Annotated in this window: 13 protein-coding genes and 1 pseudogene; 9 read left to right on the forward strand and 5 right to left on the reverse strand. The window is 55.6% G+C overall.

What is annotated here, in order from left to right:
* Nucleotides 1-2 precede the first annotated feature (2 nt).
* The 3 genes from GJ631_RS01735 to GJ631_RS01745 all read right to left on the reverse strand — a co-directional run bounded on the left by GJ631_RS01735 (nt 3) and on the right by GJ631_RS01745 (nt 1,982).
* Entirely contained in the window at nt 3-410 is a 408-nt protein-coding gene (locus GJ631_RS01735; protein ID WP_156707499.1) for a hypothetical protein, read from the reverse strand.
* The gene (locus tag GJ631_RS01740) at nt 407-1,282 is read right to left on the reverse strand and encodes a ParA family protein (RefSeq protein WP_156707500.1); all 876 of its coding nucleotides are present in this window, start codon (nt 1,280-1,282) and stop codon (nt 407-409) included. Before GJ631_RS01740 ends, GJ631_RS01735 begins: the two co-directional genes overlap by 4 nt.
* Before the next feature lie 250 nt (nt 1,283-1,532).
* Complete coding sequence (locus GJ631_RS01745; RefSeq protein WP_156707501.1) at nt 1,533-1,982, reverse strand: TRAM domain-containing protein; 450 nt, start codon at nt 1,980-1,982, stop codon at nt 1,533-1,535.
* A 229-nt stretch (nt 1,983-2,211) separates the two neighbouring features.
* Here GJ631_RS01745 and GJ631_RS01750 point away from each other — a divergent pair, with 229 nt between their 5' ends.
* On the forward strand, nt 2,212-3,390 hold the full coding sequence (locus GJ631_RS01750; RefSeq protein WP_156707502.1) for an integrase: 1,179 nt from the start codon (nt 2,212-2,214) through the stop codon (nt 3,388-3,390).
* Nucleotides 3,391-3,575: 185 nt separating this feature from the next.
* On the opposite strand, the gene GJ631_RS01755 is transcribed toward GJ631_RS01750, so the two are convergent.
* Entirely contained in the window at nt 3,576-4,370 is a 795-nt protein-coding gene (locus GJ631_RS01755) for an enoyl-CoA hydratase/isomerase family protein (protein WP_156707503.1), read from the reverse strand.
* 134 nt (nt 4,371-4,504) lie between these two features.
* On the opposite strand from GJ631_RS01755, the gene GJ631_RS01760 reads away from it, so the two are divergent.
* Nucleotides 4,505-5,701, forward strand: coding sequence for a 3-hydroxyacyl-CoA dehydrogenase (locus GJ631_RS01760; RefSeq protein WP_156707504.1), 1,197 nt, complete (start codon nt 4,505-4,507; stop codon nt 5,699-5,701).
* 580 nt (nt 5,702-6,281) lie between these two features.
* Here GJ631_RS01760 and GJ631_RS01765 read toward each other — a convergent pair.
* The gene (locus GJ631_RS01765; RefSeq protein WP_156707505.1) at nt 6,282-7,055 is read right to left on the reverse strand and encodes an IclR family transcriptional regulator; all 774 of its coding nucleotides are present in this window, start codon (nt 7,053-7,055) and stop codon (nt 6,282-6,284) included.
* Between the two features lie 95 nt (nt 7,056-7,150).
* On the opposite strand from GJ631_RS01765, the pseudogene GJ631_RS19340 reads away from it, so the two are divergent.
* The 7 genes and pseudogenes from GJ631_RS19340 to GJ631_RS01800 all read left to right on the forward strand — a co-directional run.
* Nucleotides 7,151-7,408 (forward strand): annotated as a pseudogene (locus tag GJ631_RS19340) (MmgE/PrpD family protein); the annotation flags it as partial.
* 40 nt (nt 7,409-7,448) lie between these two features.
* Nucleotides 7,449-8,498, forward strand: coding sequence for an MmgE/PrpD family protein (locus GJ631_RS01775; RefSeq protein ID WP_156707507.1), 1,050 nt, complete (start codon nt 7,449-7,451; stop codon nt 8,496-8,498).
* 36 nt (nt 8,499-8,534) lie between these two features.
* Nucleotides 8,535-9,734, forward strand: coding sequence for an acyl-CoA dehydrogenase family protein (locus tag GJ631_RS01780; RefSeq protein WP_156707508.1), 1,200 nt, complete (start codon nt 8,535-8,537; stop codon nt 9,732-9,734).
* Entirely contained in the window at nt 9,734-10,279 is a 546-nt protein-coding gene (locus GJ631_RS01785; RefSeq protein WP_156707509.1) for a MaoC family dehydratase, read from the forward strand. Before GJ631_RS01780 ends, GJ631_RS01785 begins: the two co-directional genes overlap by 1 nt.
* A complete protein-coding gene (locus GJ631_RS01790; protein ID WP_156707510.1) occupies nt 10,276-11,736 on the forward strand; it encodes an acetyl-CoA hydrolase/transferase C-terminal domain-containing protein in 1,461 nt (486 codons plus the stop codon). The genes GJ631_RS01785 and GJ631_RS01790 overlap by 4 nt, the downstream gene beginning before the upstream one ends.
* 90 nt (nt 11,737-11,826) lie before the next feature.
* Complete coding sequence (locus GJ631_RS01795) at nt 11,827-12,996, forward strand: thiolase domain-containing protein (protein WP_156707511.1); 1,170 nt, start codon at nt 11,827-11,829, stop codon at nt 12,994-12,996.
* Nucleotides 12,996-13,403, forward strand: coding sequence for a Zn-ribbon domain-containing OB-fold protein (locus tag GJ631_RS01800; RefSeq protein WP_197424712.1), 408 nt, complete (start codon nt 12,996-12,998; stop codon nt 13,401-13,403). The genes GJ631_RS01795 and GJ631_RS01800 overlap by 1 nt, the downstream gene beginning before the upstream one ends.
* The last annotated feature ends 2 nt before the right edge of the window (nt 13,404-13,405 follow it).

Genomic DNA, 13,405 nt, shown 5'->3' on the forward strand with positions numbered 1-13,405 from the left:
TCTCAGGGCTCGTCGAATGTCATCCCGTAGCCCCACTCCTCGAGTTCACCTTCGACGTCGTCGAGATGCTCAAGCCCGGCCCGAACCAACGCTTCTCGAAGATCGGTGAGCGAGACATCTGCATCGAAGCGTTCCTCTAGCTCCCGCAATGCATCCCGCTCCGCCCGCTTCGTCTCCGGCAGCAAAAACAGCGGCACGCGGTCCCGGCCGTCCTGGACCCCATCTCGACGGAACTTGTACGGAATGGTCATCGACTGCTGTTGACTCTCCGCCGTCTCGGTACTCGACTGCTCACTTGGCGCGTCAGCGGTCGCCTGCGCGTCGTCGTCTGCCTCCACTGGCTCTGGATCATCCGTCGTCGTCTCTTCGGCAAACGGGTCCTCGCCGGCGCCTTCCTTCATGCCCGTCATGCCGATAGCACCTCGTGGTCGAGGTCACCGGGTTCCGGTGGATTTGGCGCTTCGATACCGACTTCCGCTTCGAGGTGTCGCGCAATGCGGTCGAACTGTGCGAGTGTCTCGAGTTCGTAGTCCCGGCGACGGTCACGGTGGTCCCGCACGTATTTGAACGCCGAACACTGTTGCATCCATGCGCCTTCCATCATTGAAGCTCGCTCGCCGATAATCTCTGGGATGGGGTAGTCGATCTCGTCGAGAATCGTTCGCTGGTCACGGGTGTTCTTGAACCCAATCGGCACAGCGGCAAGAACGCCGACCTCTACGTCCAATTGGTCTTCGAGTCCGGCGACGAGTGATTCTAACCCTTCGACGGCAGCGCGACCTTTTGCACTCGGCTCGACAGGGATGACCAACGACCGAGTCGCGTGGATGGCGTTGTAGAGATGGGGGCCTTCGGTCGCGGGCGGATCACAGATGAGGACGTCGTATTCGTCGGGCACGCCGGCTTCACGGAGGACCCGGAGCAGCTGGGCGTGCATACCGAAGGCCTCGCCCATTGCTTCTGCCTGCTCTTTCTCTCGTTGGAGATACTCCGCAAGGTCCGAGAGCATGTTGTGCTCCGGAATAATATCGACGCCTTCGACCGTTCGGATGAGATCGTCGAAATCGCCCTTCGGGCGACGAATCATGTGCCGGACGAGGTTGTCGACCGGCTCCGTACGATCCGTATCGACACCGAAAAGTCGAGAGAGGTCGCCATCCTGCGGGTCAAGGGGGACGACAAGCGGTTTGAGACCGGCTCGTGCGTGGGCGACGGCGAGATTTGCAGCAGTGGTGGTTTTTCCAACGCCACCTGCCTCACTGTAAGTCGAGTACGCTAACATATGATGTTCATTGCTGGTATTCATCTTGAATGTTCGTCAGACGCATGTAGCACAACAAACCAAGTATGACATTCATGAATGTATTTAGTAGTGTGTAACAATGGTCTTCAAGAACAAGAGTAATGAATACAATCTATGAATGTACTTAATGAATGTAGATAATGAACATGCCCAATGAAGATTCACAATGAACACGACTAGTGAATGCGCATACGGGAGCGGTATTCAGCTACATAGGGCTGTGTGAAAATCAGTTAGTACGGCTTCCAGAAATTGGCTCGGCAAAAGCGACCGTCTGATTCACGGCCGTAATTTCGACCTCGACCTGTTCGCCGGGTTGGGTCCCCGGGACGATAACGATGAAGCCACGTTCGACCTTCGCGAGGCCGTCGCCTTGGTCTCCAAGCGTATCGATCGTGACTGAGCGAACCTCGCCTTCCTCGACCGGAGGCTTAGGTGACTGCGTGTCTGACGGAGACGTTGATTGTTCGTCGGTCGGGTCGTTGCGAGAGACACCATGGCCGGGTTCTGGCTGGGAGGTATCTACGGCGGAGGGAAGAAGCGCAATTCGATAGATTTCGTGAGCTGAAAGCGAACTGTTCTCGACGACCTCTTTTGGGAAGCTTACAACGTACCGATCGCCATCAGCTTCGACCTGCGACTCGATTAACAGGCGAAGGGAATCTGAGATCTGCGTCATTACCACCTCTATAACCCGCTTTTACAAAGAGGTCGGGGAATACGAACTAGCTACCCCGATCAAGATAAAATTGATATAGCGATATACAGTTTACATACTCGTATATCCAATTGTCAGCATCTAAATCTCCTCTTTCTGGGCGAAACAGCAGTATTCCAATGTACTGTGTCTTAACATCCTAAACACCAGTAGATTATAGTGGGGTGCCGCCGTCCATGATGCACGAAAGATGACGCCACCTGAATCCAGGGGTTCACGGGATAGAAAGCGACTCGAGGCTGCCATCGATGAACGCATCCGGCTCATCGACTCCGGAAGTTATCGTCGAAATACCGAATTCATATTGCGAGAGCAGTTTTTCGATTTCCTCCAGACAAGTCCTGATATAGAAGAGCCACCGACTTACGTTGATGAAGTGACGGTCGACCACTGTCGGGCCTACGCTGAATACCTCCGCGAAACAGTTCACGACCAAACTGAAGATCTCAGCGCCGCTTCAGCTTCCGAGAAAGGGCCTTACTATACGACAGTCCGCGCGTTCTTCAGCTTCTGTATCGACGAGGAATGGACCACGAGCAATCCTGCACGCCCGACGCGCGTACGTCGTGTTCTTCCGGAAGACACTACACAGCCAGACCGGCAGTTCTGGACGGCCGAAGCACGAAACGAACTGCTTGAACACGTCGATCAGCAAGTCCAAGCTGGAATCGGCGAGCCTGGAAGTATTCGTCGGAAACCAGAGGGGGTTATGCTATATCGGAATCGTGCCCTCGTCGCAGCGCTTGCCTTTACTGGGGCCCGGGGCGGGGAGATCCTCTCAACCCCCGATGACCGACTCAGAAACGGCCTCAGGTGGAAGAACGTTGATCTGGACGATGGCATCATTACTGTCCTCGGCAAATCCCGCAATTGGGAACCGATAGGACTCTCTAAACGCGTCTACGAATATCTTGAGCGACTCAAGCGCGTCTTGCAACCGACGAATGAGGGATGGCCGGTGTTTCCGTCTAACCACTCTCCAAAACACTCTCGCATCGTACGTGAGACACTCAAGAAGCAGGGGTACAGTGAGCAAGAGCGTGAAGAAATCCTCGAGGGGTGCACGCTCTGGGAGGTCAGCTACGAACACGACATCGCTCCGCCAGCGCTGTCGGTCAATGGCGGCCGATCGCTTATGCAACGGCTCTGTGAGTCTGCGGGCGTAGATGTCGACGATGAATACCTGAAACCGCACGGTGGCCGACGTCGACTCGGCCACGAGATATATCAGGTAAATCCTGCAAAATCACAGGAGACGCTACGCCACCAGAACATCGGGACGACACACGAGTCCTACCGCGACGAGCAAGCCCGTGAGACGGCTAAGAGCATTGAGGATATCGTTGAGGGGGCAGGCGGAGACAAATGATGGTCCTCAGCCGTGACGTCAAACCCGACTACTGGTCTGCAAATAGCGAGCGTCCGCATGAGTTGTTTGAGACTTTTCGATGATTCGTGTCTCAAGACGTGCTTCACAGCCTAAGCCGTGAGCTTTCACTCGCTACCGGGAAATTACTGAGAGAGCGGTTTCGATCAAGACGACACGGAAGCCCCCTAACGCCCCTTGAATTCAGGTTCGTAATCATCTTCCGCGAACCCCCGTGCGCCTTTTTTGTGATCCTCGGTCGATAGTAACGGCTTGAATTGCTGGCGGTCGTATTCGATTCCCTCTTCAATACCGGTTTGGGAGGCGATAGCAGCTGATCGTTTGATTGCCTGAATCGCGAGTGGGGGCTTCGAGGCGATGGTCTTAGCGAATTCCTCAACAGCTTCGTCAAAGCCGTTTCCATAGACTTCGCGAACAATACCTAATTCGCCAGCACGCTCACCGCTGATGTGTTCGCCTGTCATCGCGATTTCTTTTGCGACAGCGGGCGAGGTTAGTTCGCTAATCATTTGCACGCCGCCGGCCCCTGGGATAATTCCAAGATTGACCTCTGGGAGGCCTAGTTGTGCTTCCTCATGAGCGATGCGAAAATCACAGGAGAGTGCCGTTTCGAGACCACCACCGAGACAATACCCGCTAATCTTGGCAATAACTGGTGCCGGAAAATTCCGAATGGTTTCGTAGTGGCTTCGGTCGGATTGGTCCCCAGCAGAAGCGTCACTGAATTCGTTGATGTCTGCACCAGCACAGAAGTTCCCGCCAGCGCCTTCCATTATGACTGCACGGAGCGCAATTCCGTCTGCCTCGCTGTTCTTCCCCTCAAGCTCTTTCAACCCAGCGAGGATGTCTGACCGAAGCTGACTATTGAGGGCATTCAATGCGTCTGGACGGTCTAAGGTAAGATAACCGACGCCAGTTTCAGTATCGAATTCCACTTCTGTGGTTTCGAATGTAGTTGCCATGCAGTAACATTACTGTCGACAATTGGTATATATCTATTCGTCTATTGGGCGAATTGGACCACGCTTACGAGCCTCCTTCATGCGTCTTTGGTTGTAGCAGTACACTTTTTATGTTCGTTTGAGACACGGTAGATATGGTCGTAGAAATCAGCGACATCGAGACAGTCGCAATAATCGGTAGCGGAGAAATGGGACGAGGAATCGCCGCCGTGGCCGCGTTGGCTGGCTACGAAACGTACGTCAACGACATCGACGAGTCACAGTTGGCGGAAGCACAAGACAACATCGAGTGGTCCTACGAGAAATCTGTCGAAAACGGAGCTACGACCGAGACCGAGACAGACGCCGCAATGGAGCGGCTCACTTTCACCACCGACCTCGAGGAGGCAGTAGGCGACGCGGATTTCGTTACGGAGGCGGCGGTCGAACAACAGTCGGTGAAGGAAGACATCTTTGCCGACCTTGACGAGGTGGCCCCCGAGGATGCCCTCCTCGCGACGAACACGTCCGGACTCAACATTACCCAACTCGCCGAAACGACTGATCGGCCTGAGCAGGTCATCGGTACTCACTGGTTCAATCCGCCGATGCTGATGGAATTGGTCGAAGTGATCATGACCGAACACACGCCCGATGACGTGGCTGGAACTGCCGAATCGATAATCGAATCCTTCGATAAAACACCCATCAGATGCAAAATTGACATTCCTTCGTTCATCGTAAATCGGCTCATGCGACCGTACGGTGAGGAACCTGCCTGGATGGTGTACCGAGGGGAACACTCCATCAGAGAAATCGACTCCGCGATGAAATTCAAGGCGAGGTTCCCGATGGGGCCGTTCGAATTGGCGGACTATACTGGTGGTCTCCAGGTTCGTGTCGAGGGCGAACAGGACCATCTCGAAGACGACCGCCCAATGTCCTATGACACGGAAGTCTGTCCGATACTCCACCAACTCTACGAAAAAGGACGCTACGGTCGTAAGACCGATGCTGGCTATTACGACTACAGCGAGAGCGATGAACCCGATATTCCTGTTGATTCTGGCCAAGGTTTCGATACACTGCTTGTGTGGGCGCCGATTATCAACGAAGCCGCAAAGATGGTCGAAAACGGAGTAGCAACAGTTGAGGACATAGATACGGGTGCCAAACTTGGCGGCAACTGGCCAACTGGCCCTCTCGAGAAGTGCGACGAAGTCGGTGCAGATGTCGTTCTAGAGTGTGTAACCGAAGTCGCCAACCGACACACTGATACGAACAAAATTGCTGAGACGCTACCTTGCGATTTGCTCGTGGAGAAGGCAAAAAGCGGTGAAACGTTTTACTGAGAGACAGTAGGCGTCAGGGACGTCTGTTTTACGCGTTCGGACCAGTTGTAACAGTTGACCGTCCTTGTCTAGTCGGCTCTGGCTCGGCCTGCAGGACGGCGGAGTACTCGTTGCCATTCCTGGACGATCTCCTCGCAGAGTTAACCCACCCCGCTGGCAGCCCGGTAATCCAAACTCTTGTCCCGCGATACGGGACAGTCGGAAATGGCGACAAACCGACGAAATGCGATCACTCAAACGAGATACGAATTCAGCAAGACCGACGTCGGATCAGAACGCCTAGAACTCAAGGAGTCTAAACAGGCTTGTGAACCAAAAGCGTCGGATGGCTGAATGAGGTGGGTTCAAATAACAGAATTAGCTTTGTTATTTTTCAATAAGCCTCTACGAACAGAATCAGCCAGTCGTTTGGGTATAGTGGTAAAGCCTACTGAACGTGAGCAGTTGTCGACGACTATTCTGATCGGGACGCGAGCGGCGCTTACTAGTATATAACTATCAGACCAATATCTCCGCTAGAGAATAAAAGGGGGATTGGGGATCACGTATCTTGTTCAGACGTCCGATAAGACAGCCGTTATCAGGCGTGTGCGATGTTGAGCTCCAGCTCGTTTGCGGTTCCGAGTAGAAGCGATGGTAGCTCCTCTTTGAAACGCTCACCAGTGAAACGGTGGCTCGGTCCAGAGACGCTGAGACCTCCGATAACACTGCCTTTGGGGCCTTTTACTGGAACTCCAATCGCACGAAGACCGTCAAGATTTTCTTCACGATTGAATGCGTACCCTCGCTCCCGGATTTGTTCTAATTCGTCGTACAGGGTATCTTGATCGGTTATCGTCTCGTCGGTGATTTTTTCGAACGGCGTTTGTTCGATAATGCGGGACACTTTTTCTGGTGGCATCGCTGCGAGTATACTCTTACCAGATGCAGTCGCATGGAGGGGTATTCGTTTGCCGATCCCGGGATCCGTCCTGACAGCGTGGTCCCCCACTGCCCGATGGAGATAGACAGCTTCGCCATGCTCTTCGACGAGGAACTGGGCTCGTTCGTCCGTCTCCTCGGCTAACTCCTCGACCTTCTCTTTCGCCAATTGGTACGCCTGCTTTCGGTTCCGGGCATCTTCTCCAAGTTCGAGAAATCGGAGACCGACATGGTATCCTTCCTCGTTGACGACGTAGCCTCGTTGGTCGAGCGTCGAGAGATGGCGATGAATGGTGCTTTTGGCATAGTCGAGGTCCGACGTAGCCTCCGAGAGAGTAACTCCGTCCTTCTGGTGGACGTATTCGAGGATGTCGAACAGCGTTTCTACCGAACCGACCGAATCGACCCCGTTTCCACGCTCTGATTCGCTCATGTTTGCTACTCTGACTCATCCATATTTAATATACCGCATCGTCGAACTCTCTTGCCGTAAAAAATATTTATGAGCGTCGCTCCGGGAGACCTACTATGGCATCACCAGAAGCGACACTGAGCGATTTTATCGCGACGGTAACGTACGAGGAGGTTCCCGAGCGCGCCCGTGAGACCGTTAGACGTGCTTTTCTTGACACAGTCGGCGTCACATTGGCAGGTGCGCTGGACGACGCCGGTACTACCGTATTTGATATGGATGACATCGACAGCAGCACGGCTAGTGCCTCAACGATACTTGGAATCGGGTCGGCCCGATCGCCATCCGACCGAGCACTTCATACTGGAACCGCAAGCCACGCACTGGACTACGACGACCTGGCGTGGGCGATGGATGGCCATCCCAGCGTTACGCTTGTCCCCCCCACTACTCGTACTCGCAGAGGAATCAGACGCCAGCGGCGAAGACCTCGTGACAGCGTTCGCTGCCGGGTTCGAGACCGAATGCGCACTTGCCGAGCCGATTAGTCCTGACCACTATGAAGATGGGTGGCACGCAACCGCAACGTTCGGAGCACTCGGTGCAGCCGCCGCTTCTGCCTCACTACTCAACCTTTCGGCGGCGAAGACCCGCAATGCATTGAACATCGCAGCGTCAACGCCAGCCGGCCTCAAGCGGAACTTCGGATCGATGACCAAACCGCTCCACGCAGGACTGGCTGCACGCTCCGGAGTTACCGCTGCACGTCTCGCTGACAGGGGCTTCAGCGCCGACCCCAACGCGTTGAGCGGTGACCGGGGCTTCTGGGATCTGTACGGCCCTGAGGATCGAACCGAATTCGCGTTCGATGCCGCCGAGTGGGTCCTCGTCAGTCGGGGTATCCACATCAAGTACTATCCCTGCTGTTACTTCACCCACACGAGTATTGCGGGCACACAGGCGCTGGTTGACGAACACGATATCTCTCCGTCAGAGATCGAGAGCATCCATCTTCAGGTTGCTCAAGGCGCAGCAGATGCGCTTCATCACTCGGACCCCGACACCGGCTTGGAAGCGAAGTTTTCACTGGAGTACACGGTCGCAAGCGCTGCCGTTCGTGACCGCGTCGGTCTTGACGCCTTCACCAAATCGTCGATACAGGAGGATGACGTTCAACGCGTTCGAAAACGGGTCGACTACGACGTGGACGACACGCTCCACTACGACTCTCACGAGTCCGTCATCACTATCGAGACGGCGGACGGAACCTACGAACGGACCCAAGAGAACCCACCTGGTACCCACGACAATCCCCTTACCGATTCGCAGCTTCGGGAGAAGTTCGATGAATGCGCGCGCCGCGCCATTTCAGAACCCGCTTCAGACGAGCTCGCAGATGTTCTTATGACACTTGAGGACCAAAATGACGTGGCTGCTGCCATCCGAAACGCGACCGAACCATAGTTTTAAGCCGGTTGCAGTACGTTCAGCGAACGTTCAATGGTAGATAGAGACACGGTCCAGCTGACGGACCAGCAGCGTCTGGTCAGAGATTCGATTCAGGATATTTGCTCCGACTTTGACCGATCCTACTGGCGAGAGAAGGATAATCAAGGAGAGTATCCTCACGAGTTCGCGGCGGCCCTCGCTGACGGTGGATGGTTCGGAGCGCTCCTCCCCGAAAAGTACGGCGGCGCAGGGATGGGAACACAAGAAGTCGTGGTGATGATGGAAGAAATCGCCGCATCAGGCGGCGGATTTAGCGCCGCACAGGCAGTCCATGGAGCCATCTATAATTCGGTTCCACTGGTGGAGTATGGGAGTGAAGAAATGAAAGAAGATCTTCTCCCAAAAGTCGCAAACGGCGAGGAGTCGATTCAGGCCTTCGGACTGACCGAACCGAACGCGGGGTCAGATTCGACCTCTATCGAGACACGGGCCGAACGAGACGGCGACGAGTTCGTGATTAACGGCCAGAAAATCTGGATTTCGCGCGTCGATGCGAGCGATTATCTCGTCCTCATGGCGCGTACGACGCCGAAATCCGAAGTAGAGAAACGAACTAGAGGTCTGACGATGTTCCTTGTCCCGCTTGAGGAAGCATACGAACAGAACGGCCTCGAAATCGAGCAAATAGACAAGACTGCAAGTGGGCCCGTCCATTCTTACGAGCTCTTTTTCGAAGACCTTCGAATTCCCGAGGAGAACGTCATCGGCGAAGAGGGCAAAGGGTTTTATCAAATGCTGGATGGCCTCAACGAGGAACGGCTCGCCATCGCAGCGGAGTGCATCGGCCTCGGAGAGGCAGCCATCGAAGCGGGCGTTGATTACGCCAACGAGCGGGAGGTTTTCGAAACTGCGATTGGCTCCAACCAAGCGATTCAACACCCGCTTGCCGAAGGACACGCACGTGTGCAGGCCGCCAAAGGAATGGTGTATAACGCGGCAGACCAAGTTGGCGATGCGACCCAGAAGGACGTGGGCGCACTCGCGAACATGTCAAAATTCCTCGCTGCCGACGCCGCGTTCCAGGCCGCAGACGCTGCTGTTCAGACGCACGGTGGATTCGGTATTGCTCGCGAATACGACGTCGAACGGTTCTTCCGAGAGGCCCGTCTCACGAGGCTGGTTCCGATTACACAGGAGCTTGCGTTGAATTACATCGGCGAAAATGTTCTCGGACTTCCACGTTCCTACTAATGACTGAGAAAACACTCAAATCTGGATGGCAGGGAAGATTCTACGAGGACTTCGAGGTCGGTGACGTCTACAAACATCCCTACGGTCGGACGGTCACCGAAACTGACGACGTCTGGTTTACAAACATCACGATGAACACCAATCCGATGCATTTCAATGAGGCGTACGCATCGGAAACCGAATTCGGCGAGCGCCTCGTCAACGGGACGTTTGTGATCGCTCTGGCCGTCGGAATGAGCGTCATCGACGTGTCGATGAACGCCACAGCAAACCTGGGATACGATAAGGTCCGCCACCACGGCCCCGTCTTCCACGGCGATACTATCTTTGCAGAATCCGAGGTTATTTCGAAACGAGAGTCCGAGAGCCGCGACCACGTCGGCATGGTTACGACGGAGCTTCGTGCGTACAACGAGGACGATGACCTCGTCCTATCGCTCGAACGGACACCGATGGTGATTAAACGCGAACACGCCGAGCCATCCGCAGCACAGCCCCCAGGGTGGCCGGAGGATGTCGGTACGCAACCGGAGGGAGATGAATGAGTGGTGGCGAACGACTCGTCGGCGATTTACCCCAGCGTGATGCGTCGGAGATAGCTGGCGAAATCGCTGCTGACGAAACGCTACTCGTCAGCGGGTTCGGGAGTGTGGGATATCCCAAGGAGGTTCCGCTCGCGCTTGCGGACTCAAACCGCGACCTATCTCTTACTGTCATAAGTGGCGGAAGCGTCGGGAACGAAATCGACAGCGAGCTCGTGAAGGCCGACGCAATTGATCGGCGCTATCCCTACCAAGCTCGCCCTCCCGCCCGGGAGGCCGTCAATACGCGAGAGATGGCTTTCAAGGATCGGAATATCAGCACGCTCGGCGACGAAATTCAATACAGCGAAATCACGGATGGCGGTACTGCTGTCGTCGAAGCCCTTGCGGTGGGCACGGATTGGCTTATTCCCACGACGAGCATCGGCCAGACGCCCGCCTTCGTCGAGAGTGCAGACCGCATCATTGTCGAACTCAATCGCTCGGTTCCGACGGCTGTCCGGAGATTTCATGATATTTATCGACTCGGTAAGCCGCCCAACAGGAATCCGATTCCGCTCGCAGACCCCGGAGAACGAATCGGGGACGAACAGATAGAGTTCGATGCTTCGAAGCTTGCCGGTGTCGTCGAAACCGACCGCCGTGATCAGCCCTACGAGTTCCGCGACCCAACCGACGATGATCGAACGATTGCATCGAATCTCGGCACATTCCTTGAAAATGAGGTCCGGCGATCACCCCTCTTTGAAGAGTCCCTCCGCATCCAGTTCGGTGTTGGAAGTCTCGGAAACGCATTGATGAGTGCGCTAGGCGATGCAGATCTCGGCGGCCGTGATTTGATATACTTCGGTGAAGTCATTCAAGACGGCTTGCTCGATCTCCTCGACGAGGAGAAGTTGTCAGCTGCAAGCGCTACCTCGCTAGCGTTATCCAGCGAGGGACAAGAGCAATTGTTCAACAATGTCGACCGGTACGCAGAGAATGTCGTCCTCCGCCCAGGCGACCTCTCCAACAGCCCGACACTCATCAACCGCTTCGGCGTCGTTGCGGTAAACAGCGCGCTTGAAATGGACCTGTTTGGTCACGTAAACTCCACCCATCTCAACGGTACCCGCATGATGAACGGTATCGGTGGAAGCGCTGATTTTAATCGCCACTCCCCAGTCGCCGTGCTCGCACTCCCATCGACGGCCGCCGATGGCGAAATTTCACGAATTGTTCCGATGGTTCCTCACGTTGACCATACTGAACACGACATTGAAGTGGTCGTTACCGAACAAGGGGTTGCTGACCTTCGAGGTAAATCCCCTGAAGAAACCGCGACAGCGTTAATTAAAAACTGTGCCCACCCCGACTACCGGGAGAATTTGCAGGAGTACCTCAACCGAGGCCTCGACTCCGCTGGGCACGTTCCGCACGACATCGAAACAGCACTCGACTGGCACGTTAATCGAACATGATTGAACCAGATACCACCACGAGCCGCACCGCCACCTGTGTCGCCAACACAGCTGTCCGACGACGCACGAAAACTGCACTGGAGGGTTCCAATGTCTGAATCTGTGTACATTGCGGGGGCCTTCGAGCATCCGACAAGAGAGGCGCCGAACAAGTCGACGATGCAGCTTCACGCGGATGTCGCCGCGGGTGCACTCGAAGATGCCGGCGTTCCAAAGGAGGCCGTCGACGGTTACTTTACCGCTGGCGTGCCCGAGATGGAGCACAGCCTGACACCGCTGATGGCTGCCGACTACCTCGGCTTGGATGTCGCGTATGCTGATTCGACGGACTACGGCGGATCATCATATATCTCACATGTTGGCCACGCCGCGAGTGCCATCCGGGACGGGAAGTGCGACGTCGCGTTGATAACGCTCGCCGGGCGTCCGCGTTCGCGTGGGCAGGCTACTGGCTCCGGTGTCCGGAAGCTCAGGACTGTTCAGGACAGCTACGAACGTATCTACGGCACGACGAACGTGACGATGTACGGCATGGCGGCACGTCGTCACATGGAGGAGTACGGAACCACTAGTGAGCAACTCGCAGAGATACGCGCCGCAGCATCTCACCACGCCCAATACAACGAACACGCGATGTATCGCGACCCAGTTTCTGTCGAGGACGTCGTCGAGTCCCCTGTCGTTGCGGACCCGCTGCATCTGCTCGATTGTTGTGTCATATCCGACGGTGGTGGAGCCCTCCTCGTCATCAGCGAGGACGCTCGTTCCGAACTTGACCGCGAGTGTGTCGAAGTGCTCGGACACGGCGAGGCACCGAAACACCACGACGCCGGTCGCATAGACATTACCACGACAGGCGCTGTCGAATCCGGCGAACGAGCTTTCACAGAGGCTGGCCTCGGCCCCGAACACGTCGACTATGCCTCCATCTACGATTCGTTCACTATCACGGTCTTGGAGGCTATCGAAGATCTCGGCTTCTGTAAAAAAGGGTACGGCGGCACATTCGTTGCGGATGGTGCCCTACGTGCAGATGGCGAACTCCCGTTCAACACCGACGGTGGCGGCCTCTGTTCGAACCACCCGGGGAACCGCGGCGGGATGACGAAAGTTATCGAGGCTGTTCGGCAGCTCCGTGGTGAGACCAGTCCCGAAGTACAGGTCGACGCTGACATCGCACTCGCACACGGAACCGGCGGAAGTATTGCAACGCGCCATGGTGCTGCGACCGTTATCCTCGGTACGGAGGGGATATCATGATGGACGTGTGGGAGCCTCGGCCGTTACCCAACGTCACGCCCGAGAGCGAGCGCTACTGGGAAGCTGCGAGCAACGACCGGCTCCTACTCTCGAAGTGTCCCGACTGTGACCTCGTTATCCACTATCCTCGAGCACGCTGCCCCGATTGTTTCACCGAGACGGAGTGGACAGAGGCCAGTGGTGACGGCAGGATATACTCGTACTCTGTCGCTGAACGAATGGAAGGGTGGCCCGAAGCGGATCTTCCGCTCGTCGTTGCCTACGTCGAGTTAGCTGAAGGACCACGTATGATGACGAACCTTATTGGGTGTGATCCAGACGACATCTCCGTCGGTGATTCTGTCTCCGCGGTGTTCATCTCGACCGAGGAAGACAATATCGGGATACCCGTCTTCCGTCCGGACTGACC

The sequence above is a fragment of the Natronomonas sp. CBA1123 genome, assembly GCF_009741925.1.
Taxonomy (GTDB): domain Archaea; phylum Halobacteriota; class Halobacteria; order Halobacteriales; family Haloarculaceae; genus Natronomonas.